Genomic DNA, 19,530 nt, shown 5'->3' with positions numbered 1-19,530 from the left:
GCCTGCTCCACCCCCTTCTCACCCCCAACACCCCCCTTACACCCCCCTAACGCGCAGGAGCGATGCCCATGCGTCTGCTTTCGGCTGCCCTGGCGGGCGGCCTCACGCTGTCCGGATTAGCACTCACGCCCCCGGCCGCCGCCGAGGAGGTGATCACCCTCACCTCGCCGGAGCTCACCGTCGCCGTGGCGAGCGACTTCCCCCGCGTGCTCGGCTACACCGCCCCCAGCGGCGACAAGCTCGGCGGCTCGGCCGCCCCGGTCACCGACGTGGTGCTGAACGGCAAGCCGTACCCGGTCAAGGGCGTCTCCATCGGGAGCGACGCCGCGGCGGCCCGGTACCGGCTGACCTTCGACGCGCTGCCCGGCGTCGAGCTGGAGGCCAGCATCGCCCTGGACGGCCGGACCACCACGTTCAGGATCGACGCCGTCAAGGACACCGAGGCCTTCAGGGTCGGCACGATCGACATCCCGGGGCACGACCTGGTGTCGGTCTCCAGCGACCAGGCGGGCGCCGCCACCGCCTTCACCAGGCTCGACCCCGACTCCACCCGCACCGCGGACAGGTTCGCGCAGGTCACCCCGGCCACCCCGGCCGAGACGGCCCCCGTGGGCGCCACCTACGCCATCGTGAACACCGGCGGGCTCGCCGCCGCCATCGAGTCGAACTCCAGCTACGACCAGCCCTCGGGCCCCACCAACGTGGACGCGGCCAGGTTCTGGCACCAGGCCCGCAAGGACGCGGCAGGCCGGGTCACCGTCGGGGTGTGGAGCGGCCAGTGGACCTACCGGGCCGCGGGCGCGCCGTTCACCGAGGAACTGCCGTGGGCCAAGGTCGTCGTCACCCCCGACGCCAACGGCGACGGCGGCGTCGACTGGCAGGACGGCGCCGTCGCCTTCCGGGAGATCGGCGTCAAGCCGCCCGGCGCCGATCAGACCCGCGACCGCGTGGCCATCCACATCCCCTTCAACTTCGCCAGCCAGGCCACCCACCCGTTCCTGCGCACGCTCGACGACGTCAAGCGCATCTCGCTGGCCACCGACGGGCTCGGCCAGCTGGCCATCCTCAAGGGCTACCAGTCGGAGGGCCACGACTCCGCCCACCCCGACTACGGCGGCAACTACAACAAGCGCGCGGGCGGGCTGAAGGACCTCAACACGTTGCTGCGCGCCGGCAAGAACTGGAACGCCGCCTTCGGCGTGCACGTCAACGCCACCGAGGCGTACGCCGAGGCCGGCGCCTTCGACGAGAACCTGGTCAACAAGAACGCCCGCGGCTGGGACTGGCTCGGCCAGTCGTACTACATCGACCAGCGCCACGACCTGGCCACGGGCAACCTGGCCAAGCGCTTCAAGCAACTGCGCGAGGAGACCGACCGCAACCTCGCGCTGCTCTACCTCGACGTCTACTACACCCACGGCTGGGTGGCCGACCGCACCCTGGCCGAACTGCGCGAGCAGGGCTGGCAGGTCTCCAGCGAGTGGGCCGACAAGCTGGAGCGGGCCTCGCTGTGGTCGCACTGGGCCGCCGACCTCAACTATGGCGGCGCCACCAACAAGGGGCTCAACTCCCAGATCATCCGCTTCATCCGCAACCAGGAGAAGGACGTCTGGAACAACCACCCCATCCTGGGCAACGCCCGCATCGAGGAGTTCGAGGGCTGGACGGGCGAGGTCGACTGGACCCCCTTCTACCGCAACATCTGGGAGAACAACCTCCCCGCCAAGTACCTCCAGCACTTCCCGATCATGGACTGGAACGCCGACGGCATCGTCTTCGGCGACGGTGTGCGCGCCACGGCCGTCGGCGGCAAGCGCGAGGTCTACGCCGGCACCGCCAAGGTGATCGACGGCGGCACCTACCTGATCCCGTGGGAGGGCAGGTACTACCACTACAACCCGGCGGGCGGGACAACCACGTGGGACGCCACCACCACGATGCGCGTCTACAAGCTCACCACCCAGGGCAGGGTGGAGGCCGGCACCGTCACCCCGGTCGACGGCAAGATCACCCTGACCGCCGAGGCGGGCGTGCCGTACGTGCTCTACCCCGGCAAGGCGCCCGAGCAGGACCGCCCGCGCTGGGGTGAGGGCAGCGGCGTCGCCGACCCCGGCTTCAACGGCGACCTCACCGGCGCGTGGGAGACCGGCGGCGCGGTCAGCGTCGAGACCACCGCCACGGGCCAGCGGGTCGCGCTGCTCGGCGGCGGCGAGCGCGCCGAGCTGCGGCAGCGGCTCAAGGGCCTGACCCCTGGCGCCACCTACAGCCTCTCGGCGTGGATCGAGGTCCAGCCGGGCGCCTCGCGGCGCACCACGCTCACCGTGGACGGCGGTCGCGGGCTGAACGTCTCCGCCTCCCTCGACCGCTCGGCCGTCAAGAACCACGTCGCCGCCGACGAGAAGCACGACACCTACTTCCAGCGGGTCAAGGTGGTCTTCACCGCGCCCAAGGACAAGGCGACCGTGCACGTCACCGCCGAGGCGGGACAGGCGGCCGTGCGCGTCGACGACGTACGGCTGGTGCGGGCCGAGCCCACCGGCAAGGTCGAGGACTTCGAGCACGTCGACCAGGGCTGGGGCCCGTTCGTCAAGGGCGACGCCGGCGGCAGCACCGACCCGCGCACCCACATCGCCCAGAAGCACGCCCCCTACACCCAGGCCGGCTGGAACGGCAAGGCCGTCGACGACGTCATCGGCGGGCAGGAGTCGCTGAAGGCACACGAGGAGCGCAGGGGGCTGGTCTACCGGACCGTGCCGTGGAGCACCAGGTTCGAGCCGGGACACGCCTACGAGGTGTCCTTCCGCTACCAGAACGCGCTGCCGAACACCTTCGCCTGGGTGACCGGCTACGACAAGGCCGGCCAGACGGTCGAACTGCGCCAGACCCCGCTGGAGCAGAAGCTGACCACCGCCACGTTCACCGAGCGGGTCGTCGCGGGCTGCGGCGACGTCTGGGTGGGCCTGCGCTCGCTGCAGGCCGAAAGGGACGGCGCCGACTTCGTCCTCGACGACTTCTCCGTCACCGACCTCGGCCCCGCCCAGGACCAGCTCGCCTGCGCCTCGCTGGCGGTCCGCCCGGCCGCCGAGACGCTGGAGCCCGGCCTGCCCAACGACGTGACCACCGTGTTCGCCAACCTGGAGGACACCGCCGCGCGTAACGTCTCGGTACGGCTGACCGCGCCGCAGGGCTGGACCGTCACCGGCGAGGGCACCGCCGCCGCCGTCGAGCCGGGCCGGCAGCTGTCCACCGCGTGGAAGGTCACGCCGCCCGTCGACGCGCCGTACCAGCCCTACCAGCTCAAGGCGACCCTCACCTACGAGGTGGGCGGGGTCGTCAAGACGCTGGAGGCCGGCGCCGCCGTACGGACGATGCCGCCGCCGCCCACCAGCGACGTGTACGTCAGCGACATCGACTGGACCGCGGCCACCAACGGCTGGGGGCCCGTCGAGCGCGACCAGTCCAACGGCGAGCAGGGACAGGGCGACGGCAGGCCGATCACGATCGGCGGCCGGTCCTTCGCCAAGGGCCTGGGCACCCACGCTCCCGCCACGATCACCTACTTCCTCGGCGGGCGCTGCACCGCCCTGTCCGCCTGGGTCGGCGTCGACGACGTGCAGACCACGCGCGGGTCGGTCCAGTACTCCGTCGTGGCCGACGGCACGGTGGTGGCGCAGAGCCCGGTGCTGCGCGCCGCCGACCCCGCCTACGAGCTGAAGGCCGACGTCACCGGCGCCAGGAACGTGCAGCTGCGCGTCGCCGACGGCGGCGACGGCAACGGCAACGACCACGCCGACTGGGGCGACGCCAGGCTCTCCTGCCGCTGACCCCTGACACGCGCCGGGCCCCAGGGGAGGTTCCCCTGGGGCCCGCCTCATGTGACCGCTAGCCCAGGTCGGGCTCGGGACGCAGCTCGAGCTCCGGCGACCCCGCGCGGTCCAGCTCCAGGATCACCACCTCGTTCGCGCCCGCCCGCAGCAGCGGCCACGGCACGTACAGCGTGCGCTGCGGGCCCCTGTCCCAGTAACGGCCGAGCAGGAAACCGTTCACCCACACGTATCCCTTGCCCCAGCCGGGCAGGGCGAGGAAAGCGTCGGCCGGCTCGGCCGCCTCGAACGCGCCGCGGAAGAAGGCGGGCACCTGCGCGCCCGGCCCCTCCCCGAACGGCAGGGCGGGCAGCTCGTCCAGCGGGATCGGCCTGGCCGTCACGCCGTGCAGGTACTGCCGGTCGTGCATGGGCGGCGCCATGAGGCCCTTGCGCTCGCCGAGCGCGGGCCCGTAGTTCGTCCTGCCCATCGACTCCACCAGCAGCTCCAGCCGCGCCGGGCCCGGCACCTCCAGCACCGGCTCCTCGCCGTCGCGCTCCAGCACCGCCGCCAGCTCGCCGTCCACGTACAGGTGGGCGCGGTCGTGCACGCTGCCCACCCGCAGCCGGTACGGCCTGCGCGGCCCCGGCACCTCCACCTGGTACAGCACCAGACCGTGGGCCAGCCCGAGATCCTCGAACGACGGCGGCAGCGGAGCGGTCACCGCGGGACCCGCCACCTCGTCCAGGACGTCGCGCAGCCGTACGGACTCGGCCAGCGGCACCACGGAGGGCGGGAGCACGGGAGGCAGTCCGGGCACGTCCGGCGGCGACGGGTTGTACCGGGACAGGATCTCGCGGAAGCGCCAGAACTTCTCCGTCGGGGCGCCGCGCTCGTCGATCGGGGCGTCGTAGTCGTAGGAGGTGACCGTGGGCCGGTACTCGCCGCGGGCCAGCTCGCCGACCCGGTTGGCGCCGGCGGTGGTACCGAAGTTGGTGCCGCCGTGGGCCATGTACAGGTTCACCGACGCGCCCGCGCCCAGGATCCGCTCCAGGTTGTCGGCCGCGTCGGCGGCGTCGCGGGTGACGTGCGGCTGCCCCCAGTGGTCGAACCACCCGCACCAGAACTCCATGCACATCAGCGGGTCGTCGGGGCGGTGCTCGCGCAGCTTGGCGAAGGCCGCCTCGGGACCGGAGCCGAAGTTCACGGTCGCCAGCACGCCGGGGACGGTGCCGCCGGTCAGGTAGAAGTCGTCGGCGCCGTCGGAGGTGAACAGGGGAACCTCGACGCCGTGCGCGATCAGGTCGTCGGCCAGGTGGCGCAGGTAGACGGCGTCGCTGCCGTAGGAGCCGTACTCGTTCTCGACCTGCACCATGATCACGTTGCCGCCCCTGGTGACCTGCCGGTCGGCGATCAGCGGGACGACCTCGTCGAAGAAGCGCTCGACGTGGGAGAGGTACTCGGCGTCCCTGGTGCGCACCCGGGGGCCGAGCTCGGCGGTCAGCCACGAGGGCAGGCCGCCGTTGTCCCACTCCGCGCAGATGTACGGCCCGGGCCTGACGATGGCCAGCAGCCCCTCGGCCGCCGCGGCGTCGAGGAAGGCGCCCAGCTCGTCGAGCCTGCGAAACTCTCCCTTGCGGGGCTCGTGCAGGTCCCACGGCACGTAGGTCTCCACCGTGTTGAGGCCCATGGCCCTCAGCATCCTCAGCCGGTGGCTCCACTGCTCGGGGAGGACGCGGAAGTAGTGCAGGGCGCCTGAAAGCACCCTGAACTCCTCGCCGTCCAGCCGAAAAGCGCCCCCATTTATCGTGAAATATCGCATCTTGCCCCTTGGGATAGGATTCCGCGCGTAGCAGCTTGCCGATTCCCCAGCTCAGGGGCCATGGACAAAGCTGGTGAAGTTGTTGGACGGAAGGGGGGAGCGGATGGCCGAAGACTTCCGGCGGTGGATGCACTACCTCACCCCAGGCCCCGCTCACCGCAGGCTCGGCCTCGTCTGCCTCGGCGTCGGCCACCTGGAGGGCCGGCTGCCCACCGTGGGCCCGCGCGCGCTCGACCACCACGTCGCCGTCGTCGTCACCCAGGGCAACGGCTGGTTCTCCCATGCCGGCGGCGTACCCGTGGAGGTCACCGCCCCGTCGGTCCTGTGGCTGCTGCCCGGCGTCAAGCACCACTACGCGCCGCACGACACCGGCTGGGTCGAATGGTTCGTCGACTTCACCGGGCCCGCCGCCACCGCCTACCAGGACCTCGGCTTCGTCGACACGGCCACGCCCGTCACCCCGCTGACCACCGCCGAGCCCGCCGCGCACGCCATCGGCCGCATCGCGCAGGCCATCCGCAGGGGCAGCCCCTACCTGGAGGTCGAGACCTCCGCGCTGGTCCACGAGGTTCTCGTCGCGCTCCGGCACGCCAGGGCCGACGAGGACGCCACCGGCCACCCGGTGTTGGCAGGCCTGGCCAGGGACGCCTGCCTGCCCATCTCCGTCGCCGAGCACGCCAAACGGCTCGGCATGACGGTCGGCGACCTGCGCGTGGTGGTACGCCGCCTGGCCGGCTGCAGCCCCAAGGACTACCTGCTGTCGATCAGGCTCAACCGGGCCAAGGACCTGCTGGCCGGCTCGGAGCTGCCGGTCGCCGCGATCGCCAGGCGGGTCGGCTACGACGACCCCGCCTACTTCACCAGGATCTTCACCCGCAGGGCGGGCCTGCCGCCCAGCGAGTTCCGCGCTCAGCAACACGGCGGTCTGGTGACCGCCGACCTTAGTTGAGCCTTATTCAGCACGTGATCAGATGACACCCAGGTACTGTGCGCATTCCCAGGTGCGACAACAGAGGAGAGGCATGTGACCGCGTTGCAACCGCTACAGCGTGCGAGGGTGGCGATACCCTGGGTGACGACCGTCGCTCGACTGGTCCTGGGTGGAGTGCTGATCGTGGCCGGCGGCCTGAAGATCGGTAGTATCTACAACTCCGTCCTGGCCGTCAAGGCCTACCAGCTGCTGCCCGAGGCGATCGCCACGGCAGTGGGCTACGCCCTGCCGATCGTGGAGATCGTCGTCGGCGTGCTGCTGGTGGCCGGCCTGCTCACCAGGGTGGCCGCGGTGGTGGGCGGGCTCCTCATGCTGGCCTTCGTCCTCGGTATCGCGTGGGCGTGGGCCAACGGGTTGCGGATCGACTGCGGCTGCTTCGGCGGCGGCGGCGAGCTCAAGGCGTGGGAGGAGCCGAGCTACCTGCTCGACATCGTCCGCGACTTCGGCCTGGTGCTGCTGGCCGCGTGGACCGTTCGCTTCCCTCCGGGGCGGTTCGCCCTGGACGCCGCCCTCGGGCTGGCGGGGGGAAGCGGGCACAGTGATGATTTCGAAGGGGACGACGATGAGTAAGGCCCAGCGGGAACAGTCCGCGCGGGACAGGATCAAGGCGCAGCGCGAGGCCGACAAGAAGCAGGACCAGCGCAAGCGCATGGCCACCTACGTCACCGTGGGCGTCGTCGCCCTCGCGGCCGTCGGCGCCGGGTGGCTGTACGCGGCCAACCAGAGCCAGTCGGAGCAGGCCGGCGACAACCTCGCGCCCATCGCGCTGCAGAGCGACGGCACGGCCGTGATGGCCAACCCGGGCGTGACCGCCCCCGTCATCGACATCTACGAAGACTTCCAGTGCCCCGCCTGCAAGCAGCTGGAGAAGACCAGCGGCGCCACGTTCAAGAACCTGGCCGCCGAGGGCAAGGCCAAGGTCGTCTACCACCCGCTGACGATCTTCCCGCCGCAGATGAACAAGGGCATCACCCGGAACAACTCGGTACGCGCCGGTGCCGCGGCCCGCTGCGTCACCGACGGCAAGCAGTGGATGGCCTTCCACGACAAGCTCTTCGAGAAGCAGCCCCAGGAGCACGTCGAGGGCTTCACCACCGCCGAGCTGGTCGAGCTTGGCAAGGAGGCCGGCGTCACCGCCCCCGACTTCGCCACCTGCGTGACCTCGCAGAAGCACGCCCAGACCCACATCGCCGACAGCGACAAGGCGCTCGCCGCTGCCAAGATCGAGGGCACGCCGACGGTCAAGCTCAACGGCACCAAGATGGAGCAGGACGTCGCCTTCGTGCCCAGCGAGCTGCGCAGGGTCGTTCTCGATGCCGGCAAGTAGCCCTCGGCTCGATGCCGCCAAGTAGCCCTCGGTCCGCTACTCTCCACTGACATGCCCCTTGCCTCGATTCCCAGCCCCTCCCAGGGGGTCTGGTACCTCGGCCCGATCCCGATCAGGGCCTACGCGCTGTGCATCGTCCTGGGCGTCATCGTCGCGGTCTGGATCAGCGAGCGTCGCTGGCGGGCTCGCGGCGGCACGCCCGGAACGATCGTCGACATCGCCGTCCCGGCGGTGATCTTCGGCCTGATCGGCGGCCGCCTCTACCACGTGATCACCGACTGGCAGCTCTACTTCGGTGACCGGGCGCCCAACGAGCCGTACGAGGCGCTGTTCATCTGGAACGGCGGGCTCGGCATCTGGGGGGCGATCGCGCTCGGCGGCGTGGGCGTCTGGCTGGCCTGCCGTAAGCGGGGGCTGTCACTGGGCGCGGTGGCCGACACCATCGCGCCCGGCATCGCCTTCGCCCAGGCCATCGGCCGGTGGGGCAACTACTTCAACCAGGAGCTGTTCGGCAGCCCGACGACGCTGCCCTGGGGGCTGGAGATCGAGCCGGGCAAGGCGGGCACGATCGAGGGCTACACCGGCCTCTACCACCCGACGTTCCTGTACGAGTCGCTGTGGAACGTCGCGCTCGGCTTCCTGCTGATCTGGGTGGGCAAGCGGTTCACGCTGCGCCACGGCAGGCTGTTCGCGCTCTACGTGGCCGGCTACACCCTCGGCCGGTTCTGGATCGAGGGGCTGCGGGTCGACCCCGTCGGCGGCGTCGACCACGCCGTCCACTTCCTCGGCCTGCGCATCAACCAGTGGACCGCGCTCGTGCTGTTCGTCGGCGCCCTGGTCTACTTCTGGGCCACCAGGAACAAGGACACCGAGGAGACCGTCGTCTCGCCCTCGGCCGACCCGTCCGGCGGCGACACCGCCGCCGAGCAGGCGCCGCCCGCCGGTGAGGAGGACAGCGCGGGGAGCGAGCGGAACGACGACGAGGACAAGGCGCCCGACGGGGAAGGGGACGGCAAGGCCCAGGCCGTACCGGAGGAAGAGAAGTCCTGATGAGCGGGCGCGCGGAGATCCACCACCAGCATCGTGACGTCAACGGCGGATGGCTGCGCCCGTCGGTCTTCGGCGCGATGGACGGGCTGGTGTCCAACTTCGCGCTCATCGCCGGTGTCGCGGGCGGCACCGGCGACACCAAGGTGATCGCGCTCGCCGGCATCGCGGGGCTGGCCGCGGGCGCGTTCTCCATGGCGGGCGGCGAGTACGTCTCGGTGGCCAGCCAGCGCGAGCTGGCCCTCGCCGAGATCGACGTCGAACGGCGCGAGCTCGCCCGGCATCCCGAGGCCGAGCAGGAAGAGCTCGCCCAGGCCTACATCGACAAGGGCGTCGACCCGGAGCTCGCCGCCGAGGTGGCCAGGCAGATCTCCCGCGACCCGCACCGGGCGCTGGAGGTCCACACCCAGGCCGAGCTGGGCGTCACCGCTGCCGACCTGCCCTCACCCAAGACCGCCGCGGTGTCGTCGTTCCTGTCCTTCAGCGTGGGCGCGCTCCTGCCGCTGCTGCCGTACCTGCTCGGCGTCACGAGCCTGACCGCCTCGGCCGTGCTGTCGTGCCTGGCGCTGTTCGGGGCGGGCGCGCTGGTCTCCACCGTCACCGCCCGCAGCTGGTGGTACTCGGGCCTGCGCCAGCTCGTCGTCGGGGTCGTCGCGGCGGGCCTCACCTTCGGACTCGGCCACCTGATCGGAGGAACGGGCGGGCTGTGAGCACCAGGAAACGCCGGAAGACACCGCCGCCCGACTGGAACCTCCCCCTGCTCACCGACTGGGGGCTGAGGCCGGAACAGCAGCGCCTGCTGGTGATCATCGCCTGCGTCGCGGGCGTGCTCGTCGCCGCCGTGACGCTCACCTCCGTCGTCGCCGCGCTCGGCGCCGACGCCAGGACCGAGCCGCAGCAGGCCGCCGGGCTGACCGTCGAGGGGCTACGGCCGGAGCGGTTCGAGGGATGGGCCTCGCCCAAGGTGTTCGAGCCCATCGCCGAGCGGGCCAAGGACGCCAAGCCGTTCACCGCCAAGGAGCTGTTCCCCGGCAGGACCCTCACCGGGGCGCACAAGGTCACCTTCAAACTGTCGGAGAAGGTCGTCGACGCCGACTGCGCGGCCGCCCTCTGGGGCGCGGAGCTGGTCACCGAGGCCGCCGAGGCGGGCTGCTCGCAGGCCGCGCGCGCCGCCTACACCAGCGCCGACGGCCGCTACCTGGCCCAGTTCACGCTGCTCAACCTCAACGACGCCAAGGTCGCGGGCGAGCTGGTCGAGTCGCTGAAGTCGCTGCACAGGGGCGGCTGGGTGCGTCCGGTCACCGCCTTCCCCCCTGACGCCTACACCGAGGGCGGCGCCTACGCGCTCGGCCACTACGTGGCGCTGGTGTGGCTGGCGCGCGCCGACGGCGCCGAGCCCGCACCCAGGGACGACTTCGCCAACCTCGCCCTGACCGTGCGGGCCGCCGAGAAGGCTCTGTTCAAGCGGGTCGTGGCGCTCACCGGCACCTCCTAGGCTTGATGACCGTGCCGCGCCGCGTTCTCATCCCCGTCCTGGTCGCCCTGGTGGCGCTCGCCGCCGCCACGGCCTATCTCTTCCTGCGCGGCGACGGGCCGCGACCCGGGGTCTTCACCGGCGAGCGAACCTCGGCGCAGTACGCCGTCATCGACACCGCCGCGCTCGACCCCACGCCGCTCACCGTGGCCGAGGTTCTCGGCCCGCAGACCACGACGCTCGCCTCGGGCGGGGTCACCATGGTGCGCGGGTCTTCCGGCCTGCTGGACGACTGCGGCGAGATGCTGGCGGGCGTGGCGGCCGAGGGCTGCACGCAGGTCCTGCACGCCGCCTACACCAGCGCGGACCGGACGGTCGCGGGCCAGTTCCTGCTGTTCAACCTGACCGACGGACGGGCCGCCGACGCACTGGTGTCCGCGCTGGGATCGAGCGGTTTCGTCCGGCAGACGGTCGCCTTCGACGCCGCCCGCAGCAGGGCGCAGGCCCGGGCCCTCGGCCACTTCGTGACGGTGAGCTGGGTCGGGCCGGTCGGCGGCGGCGACCACGACCTCGTCCACCCGCAGATCGCGCTCGACGGCCTGGCCCGCGCGGTCGTCGCGGACCGCGTCATCGCCGCCACCTGAGCACGCCTGAGGGCCCGCCACCTGAGCCCGCCTGAGCCCGCCTGAGCCCGCCCCACCTGAGCCGCCTGAGGCCGCCGCCCGGTCGCGCGACCTGAGCTCGGTGCGGGGCCGCGCCGCCCGGCACCTTGTCCCGCGGCGGAGGCGGGCGCCGGGCCCGTCAGCGGGGGAGGGCCGCGAGGGTGGCGGCGACCGCCTCGGGCAGCGACTCCAGGCGGTGGAGCGGCAGCTCCAGCACGGTGACCGACTCCACCCACGGGGCGGCCGCCCGGATGAGCGCCCTGGCGTCGTTCTTGGTCAGCGTCACGCCCCTGGCCGCGGCGGCGGCGATCAGCCCCTCCCGCCAGGTGTTGGCCGCCTTGCCGTGGGCGTTGTCCAGGACCCGGCGCACCAGCCGGCCCGTCTCGTCGGCGGGCGGCGGCAGCCGTACCGCGTCCAGGACCGGGCCGTCCATGGTGATCTCGTAGACTTCCGGGAGCCGCGGCAGGTCGCGCGGCGGCTGGGCCAGGTGGACCCGCACGCGCGCCGCGCGCCCGGCCAGCAGCAGGCGGGGGAGCGCGGCCTCGAGCCCCGCCGGCACCGCGATCGCCACCGTCGAGGGCGCGGTCGCGTGCGGCTTGGTCAGCCAGGTGGCCAGCCTGGCGCGCGGCTGGGGCAGCTCCTTGGGCCAGTCGCCGACGAGCAGGTCGGGCGCGAACCCGGGCGCGAGGTCGGGCCCCGTGCCCGGACCGCCCTGGGGTTTCTCGGCCCCCTTGGGCGCCGACTCGATCGACTGCGGCCCGTGGGTGTAGATCGCGGTCGCGAGCTTGTCGACGCGGGCCGCGACGGCGGGGCGGGTCTTCGTCGTGGGCCGCAGGATGTACAGGTCGGCGGCCGAGCCGATCGCCTCCGCGCCGAAGTAGCGGTTGAAGTCGGGGTAGACCGCCTCGTAGGCGAGGTTGAGTGCCGACAGCGTGTGCTGCACCTTGAGCGCGAGCATGGGCGTGCGCTCGCTCGCGCCGTAGGCCAGCAGGATCCGGCCGTCGTCCTTCAGCCCCTCGACGGCGCGGCCCACGAACAGCCCCACCCCCTCCGGCGTGTACGGCGGGTCGGTGACGGCCAGGTCGTGCTCGCGCACCGAGGCGGGCAGCCCGAGCCGCAGGTCGGCCCACCGCGTGGACACGCCCAGGTCCTGGGCGTCGATGTAGGCCAGGATGCGCTCGTCGATGTCGACCACCGTCACCTCGGCCTCGGGATGCACCAGCCGTACCGCGAGGGAGGTCAGGTCGTGGTCGCCGACGCACAGCACGCGCGCGCCCGGCAGCCAGAACCTGGCGCCGAGCAGCAGGGCGCGGCGGACGACGGTCTCGGCGGTGGCGGAGACGTGGTCGAGCGCCTGCCGCGCGGCGGGGGCATGCCTGATCAGGTGGTGCATGCGCTTGACCACGTGCTCGTAGTGGGGGAGCAGGTGGGCGACGGGGTCGGCGGGCGGCTCGCTGACCGCGAACAGGTCCTGGTAGTCGGGGGTGTGGGGGAGCGGCACCCGGAAGCGCTCGCCCTGCCGTTCGAGCCTGATCTCGCGCAGGAGCGCCTCGACGGAGCGTCTGGAGGTGGCGCTCGCCCTGACCAGGTCGGCCAGGGTCCACCACTGGCTGTCGCACACGAGCATGAGGGCGTGGCGCAGCCGTTTGCCGTCGGCGCCCGCGCTCGCCAGCAGGGCTTCGAGGCCGTCGCGTTCCATGGAGCAACCTTAGCCGCGCGACGGGGGAGCGCCTGCGCGCCCGGCACCGGCGACTGGGCGGACATCAGTGAGGAATATGTGGAAGGTATCGCGTGTTGGGACACCTGAGTCCACATGCCGAAATATTGTGAATGTTCGCGATGTGGACCGGGTGGGCACTAATCCGGCAGGGTGCGATACCCTCTACCCACCGAACAGCAGCAGGGCCAACGTCGTCCCCGCCTGCAACACCAAAGCAGACGATGACGACGGGAGGGATTCAATGCCTGCTGCCCACCTCGGGTTCCCCGCCCCCCAGGGCCTCTACCACCCCGCCAACGAGCACGACGCCTGCGGTGTCGCCATGGTCGCGGACGCGAACGGGCGCCGAGACCACGGGATCGTCGTGAAGGCCCTGACGGCGCTGTGCAATCTCGACCACCGGGGGGCCAAGGGTAGTGAGCCGGACACCGGCGACGGCGCCGGCATCCTGACGCAGATCCCCGACGCCTTCCTGCGGGCCGTCACCGGCTTCCCGCTGCCCCAGCCCGGCCACTACGCCGTGGGCATGGCCTTCCTGCCCGTCGACGGCCAGGCCCGGCAGAGCGCCGTGCGGCTCATCGAGGAGATCGCGGCGCAGGAGGGCCTGACGGTCCTCGGCTGGCGCGAGGTCCCCGTGGACACCTCGAACGCGGGCCCGAGCGCCCGCGCCGTCATGCCGCACTTCAGCCAGCTGTTCGTCGCCGACCCGAACGGCGGCAGCGGCCTGGAGCTGGACCGGCTCGCCTTCTGCCTGCGCAAGCGGGCCGAGCACGAGGCGGACGTCTACTTCCCCTCGCTGTCCAGCCGCACCCTGGTCTACAAGGGCATGCTCACCCCGCTGCAGGTCGAGCCGTTCTTCCCCGACCTGTCCGACGAGCGCTACGACACCGCCATCGCGCTCGTGCACTCGCGCTTCTCGACCAACACCTTCCCGAGCTGGCCGCTGGCCCACCCCTACCGCTACGTCGCCCACAACGGCGAGATCAACACGGTCAAGGGCAACCGCAACTGGATGCGCGCCCGCGAGGCGATGCTGGCCTCCGACCTCATCCCCGGCGACCTGGAGCGGCTCTTCCCGATCTGCGACCCGGACGGCTCCGACACCGCCTCCTTCGACGAGACGCTGGAGCTGCTGCACCTGGGCGGGCGCTCGCTGCCGCACGCGGTGCTGATGATGATCCCCGAGGCGTGGGAGAACCACACCGAGATGGACCCGCAGCGCCGGGCCTTCTACGAGTTCCACTCCTCGATGATGGAGGCCTGGGACGGCCCCGCCTCGATCACCTTCACCGACGGCACGCTGGCCGGAGCCGTCCTCGACCGCAACGGGCTGCGCCCCGGCCGGTTCTGGGTGACCACCGACGGCCTGGTCGTGCTGGCCTCCGAGGCCGGTGTGCTCGACTTCGCGCCGGAGGACGTCGTCCGCAAGGGCCGCCTGCAGCCCGGCCGCATGTTCCTCATCGACACCGCCCGCGGCAAGATCATCGAGGACGACGAGATCAAGGCCGAGCTGGCCTCGGCGCACCCGTACGAGGACTGGCTGCACGCGGGTCTGGTGCGCTTCGAGGAGCTGCCCGCCCGCGCTCACGAGCTGCCCACCCATGAGACGCTGGTCAAGCGGCAGCAGACCTTCGGCTACACCGAGGAAGAGCTGCGGATCATCCTGGGCCCCATGGCCAGGACCGGCCAGGAGCCGATCGGCTCGATGGGCACCGACACGCCCGTCGCCGTGCTGAGCGAGAAGCCCAGGCTGCTGTTCGACTACTTCAGCCAGCTGTTCGCCCAGGTCACCAACCCGCCGCTGGACGCCATCCGCGAGGAGCTGGTCACCTCGCTGGCCAGCACGCTCGGCCCCGAGGGCAACCTGCTCGAGCCCGGCCCCGCCTCGTGCCGGCAGCTGGTCCTGCCGTACCCGGTGATCGACAACGACGAGCTCGCCAAGATCATCCACATCAACGACGAGGGCCACCTGCCCGGCTTCCACCCCTATGTCGTCAGCGGCCTGTACGAGGTGGCCGGCGGCGGGCAGGCGCTGCGCGACCGGCTGGCCGCCATCTGCGCCGAGGTCTCCGAGGCGATCGCGGGCGGCGCGCGTGTCATCGTGCTGTCCGACCGTGGCTTCTCCGAGCGGCTCGCGCCGATCCCGTCGCTGCTGCTGACCGGTGCCGTCCACCACCACCTCATCGCCGAGAAGACCCGCACCAAGATCGGCCTGGTCATCGAGACCGGCGAGGCGCGCGAGTGCCACCACATGGCGCTGCTCATCGGGTACGGCGCCGGCGCCGTCAACCCCTACCTCGCCATCGAGACCGTCGAGGACATGGTCGACACCGGCATGCTCCAGGTCGACAAGCCCAAGGCCGTGCGCAACCTGATCAAGGCCTACGGCAAGGGCGTCATCAAGGTCATGTCCAAGATGGGCGTGTCCACGGTGGCCAGCTACACCGGCGCGCAGATCTTCGAGGCGCTCGGCCTGGGCGAGGAGGTCGTCGACACCTGCTTCGTCGGCACCACCTCGCGCCTGGGCGGCGTCGGCTTCGACGTGCTCGCCGAGGAGGCCGCCGCCCGCCACCGCCACGCCTACCCGCGCGTCGAGAACGCCCACCGGCGGCTCAACGTGGGCGGCGAGTACCAGTGGCGGCGCGAGGGCGAGCCGCACCTGTTCAACCCCGAGACGGTCTTCAAGCTGCAGCACGCCACGCGCAGCCGCCGCTACGAGATCTTCAAGGAGTACACCGGCCTGGTCGACTCGCAGGCCGAGAAGCTGATGACGCTGCGCGGCCTGTTCACCTTCAGGTCCGACCGGGCGCCCGTGCCGCTGGAAGAGGTCGAGCCGGTCTCGGAGATCGTCAAGCGCTTCTCCACCGGCGCCATGTCCTACGGCTCCATCTCGATGGAGGCGCACCAGACGCTCGCCATCGCGATGAACAGGCTCGGCGGCAAGTCCAACACCGGTGAGGGCGGCGAGGAGCCCGAGCGCCTGTACGACCCCGCCCGGCGCAGCGCGATCAAGCAGGTGGCCAGCGGCCGGTTCGGCGTGACCAGCGAGTACCTGGTCAACGCCGACGACCTGCAGATCAAGATGGCCCAGGGCGCCAAGCCCGGTGAGGGCGGCCAGCTGCCCGGCCACAAGGTCTACCCGTGGATCGCCAAGACCAGGCACTCCACGCCCGGCGTCGGCCTCATCTCGCCGCCGCCGCACCACGACATCTACTCCATCGAGGACCTGGCCCAGCTCATCCACGACCTGAAGAACGCCAACCCGGTCTCCAGGGTCCACGTGAAGCTGGTGGCCGAGGTCGGCGTCGGCACGGTCGCCGCGGGCGTCTCCAAGGCGCACGCCGACGTCGTGCTGATCTCCGGCCACGACGGCGGCACCGGCGCCTCCCCGCTGACCTCGCTCAAGCACGCGGGCGCCCCGTGGGAGCTCGGCCTGGCCGAGACCCAGCAGACGCTCCTGCTGAACGGCCTGCGCGACCGCATCGTCGTCCAGGTCGACGGCCAGCTCAAGACCGGCCGCGACGTGGTCATCGCCGCCCTGCTCGGCGCCGAGGAGTACGGCTTCGCCACCGCCCCGCTGGTCGTGTCCGGCTGCGTCATGATGCGCGTCTGCCACCTCGACACCTGCCCCGTGGGCGTCGCCACCCAGAACCCCGAGCTGCGCAGCCGCTTCAGCGGCAAGCCCGAGTTCGTGGTGAACTTCTTCGAGTTCATCGCCGAGGAGATCCGCGAGTACCTCGCCGAGCTGGGTTTCCGTTCGCTCGACGAGGCGATCGGGCACGTCGAGATGCTCGACATGAGCGCGGCCGAGGACCACTGGAAGGCCAACGGCCTGGACCTGTCGCCGATCCTGCACCGGCCCGAGCTGCCCGAGGGCACGCCGCTGCGCCGTACCGTGGCCCAGGACCACGGCCTGGAGCAGGCGCTCGACAACACGCTCATCGCCCTGGCCGAGGGTGCGCTGGAGCACGGCACCCCGGTCACGCTCGACCTGCCGATCCGCAACGTCAACCGCACCGTCGGCACCATGCTCGGCTACGAGGTGACCAGGCGGTACGGTGGCGCGGGCCTGCCCGACGACACGATCGACGTGAGCTTCACCGGCTCGGCGGGCAACTCCTTCGGCGCGTTCGTGCCGCGCGGCGTGACCCTGCGGCTGACCGGCGACGCCAACGACTACCTGGGCAAGGGCCTGTCCGGCGGCCGGATCACGCTCCGCCCGCACGACACCGCCCCGCTGGACGGCCACATCATTTCCGGAAATGTCGCCTTGTACGGCGCGACGTCGGGAGAGGTGTTCATCCGCGGCGTGGTCGGCGAGCGCTTCTGCGTCCGCAACTCCGGCGCCACCGCGGTCGTCGAGGGCGTCGGCGACCACGGCTGCGAGTACATGACGGGCGGCAAGGTCGTCGTGCTCGGCCCGACCGGGCGCAACTTCGCCGCCGGAATGTCGGGCGGCGTCGCCTACCTGCTCGACCTGCGGGCCGAGCGGGTCAACCGCGAGATGGTCGCCATCGAGCCGCTGACCGACAAGGACGCCGCCTTCCTGCACGAGACCGTCGGCAGGCACTTCGAGGAGACGGGCTCCCCCGTCGCCAAGGAACTGCTGGCCGACTGGGACGGCGCGCTCACCAGGTTTGGCAAGGTCATGCCGACCGACTACAAGCGGGTGCTGCAGGCCGCCGAGGCCGCCCGCATCGAAGGCAGGGACATCGACGAGGCGGTCATGGCCGCCGCGGTTCAGGGTTAAGGAGGCGCACACCATGGCCGACCCCAAGGGTTTCCTCACGCACGACCGGGAGCTGCCGGCGCGCCGTCCCGTCGACGTCCGCATCCGCGACTGGCGGGAGGTCTACGAGGACTTCCCCGCGCCGAAGCTGACCAAGCAGGCCGCCCGCTGCATGGACTGCGGCATCCCGTTCTGTCACAACGGCTGCCCGCTCGGCAACCTCGTCCCCGAGTGGAACGACCTCGTCTACCGCCACGACTGGCGTGAGGCGATCGAGCGGCTGCACGCCACCAACAACTTCCCCGAGTTCACCGGCAGGCTCTGCCCCGCGCCGTGCGAGGCGGCCTGCGTGCTCGGCATCAACTCCGACCCCGTGGCGATCAAGCGGGTCGAGGTCGAGATCATCGACCGCGCCTTCACCGAGGGGTGGGTGACGCCGCAGCCCCCCGCCGTGAAGACCGGCAAGAAGGTCGCGGTCGTCGGCTCGGGCCCCGCGGGCCTGGCCGCCGCCCAGCAGCTCACCCGCGCCGGCCACGACGTCGTGGTCTTCGAGCGGGCCGACGCCGTCGGCGGGCTGCTGCGCTACGGCATCCCCGAGTTCAAGATGGAGAAGCGCCACATCGACCGGCGCCTGGAGCAGATGCGCGCCGAGGGCACCGAGTTCAGGACCTCGGTGAACGTCGGCGTCGACATCACCGCCGCCCAGCTGCGCGAAGAGTTCGACGCGATCGTGCTGTCGGGCGGCGCCACCGCCTGGCGCGACCTGCCGGTCGCCGGACGCGACCTCAAGGGCGTCCACCAGGCGATGGAGTACCTCCCGCCGGCCAACAGGGACTTCGACGACTCCCCGATCAACGCCCGCGGCAAGCACGTCGTGGTGATCGGCGGCGGCGACACCGGAGCCGACTGCATCGGCACCGCGATCCGCCAGGGGGCCGCCTCGGTGACCCAGCTGGAGATCATGCCCCAGCCGCCCGCCGCGCGGCCCGGCTCGCAGCCCTGGCCGACGTTCCCCATCCTGTTCAAGATGGAGAGCGCCCACGAGGAGCTGGCCGACGCGGACGGCGGACGGGTCTACGCGGTCTCCACGACCGAGTTCGTCGGCGACGCCGACGGCAACGTCAGGGCACTGCGCCTGGTCGAGGTCGAGGGGCCGCAGGCAGGCTTCAAGCCGATCCCCGGCACCGAGCGGGAGATCCCCGCCGAGCTGGTCACCCTGTCGATGGGCTTCGTCGGCCCCGAGAAGGGGGCGCTGCTGCAGGACCTCGGCGTGGACTACGACGCCAGGGGCAACGTGGCGCGCGACAAGACCTACATGACCAACGTCGACGGCGTGTTCGTCGCCGGGGACATGGGACGCGGCCAGTCGCTCATCGTGTGGGCCATCGCCGAGGGGCGGGCGGCCGCGTCCGGCGTGGACCGCTTCCTGACCGGCGAGACGGCGCTGCCGTACCCGATCCTGCCGACGACGCGCCCGCTGGTGTGACGCGGCCGAGGTGAACGACGAACGCCCGCCCGGGCTTCCCGGGCGGGCGTTCTCGTCGCCTTCCGTACGACGCTGCGCCGCCGCCCTCGCCATCGCGGTGGCCGGCGCGGCCCCGGCGGGTTCGTCCGGCGCACACCACGGCAGTGATCGGCAGCCCGCTTTCTTCGGGGGTCGCAACCCGCCTGACCTGCTCCGACGAGCCCGGTGCTTCTGCTCCGGCGCGGGGTTGTGCGGCCCTGGTGGCGTTGACCGGCGTGCGGCCCGTCCCATGGCGTCTGCTCTGGCGGGTTCTGTGCGCCCCTGGCGGGGCCGTTCGCCGGTGTGTGCCTGTTATGACGCCTGGTGCCGCAGAACCACCGGAACGCTCCTGGCGCCCGCTCGCGCACATCCCCGGCGGCGTGGTTTGGCCGTGCCCACCATGGCGGCCGCCGGTGTGCGCCGGTCCGTCGCATGCTCCAGCAGGTGATGT

Annotated in this window: 12 protein-coding genes; 10 read left to right on the top strand and 2 right to left on the bottom strand. The window is 71.7% G+C overall.

Annotated features, from left to right (window positions below; genetic code table 11):
- Positions 1-68 precede the first annotated feature (68 nt).
- Positions 69-3,824, top strand: a complete 3,756-nt coding sequence (locus ACWENQ_RS20665) for an endo-alpha-N-acetylgalactosaminidase family protein (RefSeq protein ID WP_452415677.1) — start codon at positions 69-71, stop codon at positions 3,822-3,824.
- 58 nt (positions 3,825-3,882) lie between these two features.
- On the opposite strand, the gene ACWENQ_RS20660 is transcribed toward ACWENQ_RS20665, so the two are convergent.
- Entirely contained in the window at positions 3,883-5,625 is a 1,743-nt protein-coding gene (locus ACWENQ_RS20660) for a glycoside hydrolase family 35 protein (protein WP_452415675.1), read from the bottom strand.
- Positions 5,626-5,728: 103 nt separating this feature from the next.
- On the opposite strand from ACWENQ_RS20660, the gene ACWENQ_RS20655 reads away from it, so the two are divergent.
- The 7 genes from ACWENQ_RS20655 (at position 5,729) to ACWENQ_RS20625 (ending at position 11,108) form a co-directional block, all read left to right on the top strand.
- Positions 5,729-6,574 carry an AraC family transcriptional regulator gene (locus tag ACWENQ_RS20655; RefSeq protein ID WP_449920919.1) on the top strand — a complete coding sequence of 282 codons (846 nt, stop codon included), beginning with the start codon at positions 5,729-5,731 and terminating at the stop codon, positions 6,572-6,574.
- A 123-nt stretch (positions 6,575-6,697) separates the two neighbouring features.
- Positions 6,698-7,186, top strand: a complete 489-nt coding sequence (locus tag ACWENQ_RS20650) for a MauE/DoxX family redox-associated membrane protein (protein ID WP_449920917.1) — start codon at positions 6,698-6,700, stop codon at positions 7,184-7,186.
- Positions 7,179-7,943 carry a DsbA family protein gene (locus ACWENQ_RS20645; RefSeq protein ID WP_449920915.1) on the top strand — a complete coding sequence of 255 codons (765 nt, stop codon included), beginning with the start codon at positions 7,179-7,181 and terminating at the stop codon, positions 7,941-7,943. The genes ACWENQ_RS20650 and ACWENQ_RS20645 overlap by 8 nt, the downstream gene beginning before the upstream one ends.
- 51 nt (positions 7,944-7,994) lie before the next feature.
- Complete coding sequence (lgt, locus tag ACWENQ_RS20640; protein ID WP_452415674.1) at positions 7,995-8,993, top strand: prolipoprotein diacylglyceryl transferase; 999 nt, start codon at positions 7,995-7,997, stop codon at positions 8,991-8,993.
- A complete protein-coding gene (locus tag ACWENQ_RS20635) occupies positions 8,993-9,700 on the top strand; it encodes a VIT1/CCC1 transporter family protein (RefSeq protein ID WP_354910451.1) in 708 nt (235 codons plus the stop codon). Before lgt ends, ACWENQ_RS20635 begins: the two co-directional genes overlap by 1 nt.
- Positions 9,697-10,485 carry a hypothetical protein gene (locus ACWENQ_RS20630; RefSeq protein WP_452415673.1) on the top strand — a complete coding sequence of 263 codons (789 nt, stop codon included), beginning with the start codon at positions 9,697-9,699 and terminating at the stop codon, positions 10,483-10,485. Before ACWENQ_RS20635 ends, ACWENQ_RS20630 begins: the two co-directional genes overlap by 4 nt.
- A gap of 11 nt (positions 10,486-10,496) precedes the next feature.
- Positions 10,497-11,108, top strand: coding sequence for a hypothetical protein (locus ACWENQ_RS20625; protein WP_452415672.1), 612 nt, complete (start codon positions 10,497-10,499; stop codon positions 11,106-11,108).
- Between the two features lie 157 nt (positions 11,109-11,265).
- Here the strand turns inward: ACWENQ_RS20625 and ACWENQ_RS20620 are convergent, their stop codons facing one another.
- Positions 11,266-12,825: a bis-aminopropyl spermidine synthase family protein gene (locus ACWENQ_RS20620; RefSeq protein ID WP_452415670.1), complete on the bottom strand. Its 1,560-nt coding sequence runs from the start codon at positions 12,823-12,825 to the stop codon at positions 11,266-11,268.
- 262 nt (positions 12,826-13,087) lie between these two features.
- Between ACWENQ_RS20620 and gltB the strand changes: the two genes are divergently transcribed.
- Together gltB and ACWENQ_RS20610 are read left to right on the top strand one after the other, a co-directional pair.
- On the top strand, positions 13,088-17,596 hold the full coding sequence (gene gltB, locus ACWENQ_RS20615) for a glutamate synthase large subunit (RefSeq protein ID WP_452415669.1): 4,509 nt from the start codon (positions 13,088-13,090) through the stop codon (positions 17,594-17,596).
- A gap of 13 nt (positions 17,597-17,609) precedes the next feature.
- Positions 17,610-19,061 carry a glutamate synthase subunit beta gene (locus tag ACWENQ_RS20610; protein ID WP_452415667.1) on the top strand — a complete coding sequence of 484 codons (1,452 nt, stop codon included), beginning with the start codon at positions 17,610-17,612 and terminating at the stop codon, positions 19,059-19,061.
- The last annotated feature ends 469 nt before the right edge of the window (positions 19,062-19,530 follow it).

The organism is Nonomuraea sp. NPDC004354 (genome assembly GCF_053602555.1).
This window is presented reverse-complemented; position numbering and strand designations above follow the sequence as displayed.

What these genes read in the sequence shown, in the direction of transcription:
- ACWENQ_RS20660 (WP_452415675.1), bottom strand. Translation starts at nt 5,625, where the DNA reads ATGCGATATTTCACGATAAATGGGGGCGCTTTTCGGCTGGACGGCGAG.
- ACWENQ_RS20635 (WP_354910451.1), top strand. Translation starts at nt 8,993, where the DNA reads ATGAGCGGGCGCGCGGAGATCCACCACCAGCATCGTGACGTCAACGGC.
- lgt (WP_452415674.1), top strand. Translation starts at nt 7,995, where the DNA reads ATGCCCCTTGCCTCGATTCCCAGCCCCTCCCAGGGGGTCTGGTACCTC.
- ACWENQ_RS20645 (WP_449920915.1), top strand. Translation starts at nt 7,179, where the DNA reads ATGAGTAAGGCCCAGCGGGAACAGTCCGCGCGGGACAGGATCAAGGCG.
- gltB (WP_452415669.1), top strand. Translation starts at nt 13,088, where the DNA reads ATGCCTGCTGCCCACCTCGGGTTCCCCGCCCCCCAGGGCCTCTACCAC.
- ACWENQ_RS20620 (WP_452415670.1), bottom strand. Translation starts at nt 12,825, where the DNA reads ATGGAACGCGACGGCCTCGAAGCCCTGCTGGCGAGCGCGGGCGCCGAC.
- ACWENQ_RS20665 (WP_452415677.1), top strand. Translation starts at nt 69, where the DNA reads ATGCGTCTGCTTTCGGCTGCCCTGGCGGGCGGCCTCACGCTGTCCGGA.
- ACWENQ_RS20610 (WP_452415667.1), top strand. Translation starts at nt 17,610, where the DNA reads ATGGCCGACCCCAAGGGTTTCCTCACGCACGACCGGGAGCTGCCGGCG.
- ACWENQ_RS20655 (WP_449920919.1), top strand. Translation starts at nt 5,729, where the DNA reads ATGGCCGAAGACTTCCGGCGGTGGATGCACTACCTCACCCCAGGCCCC.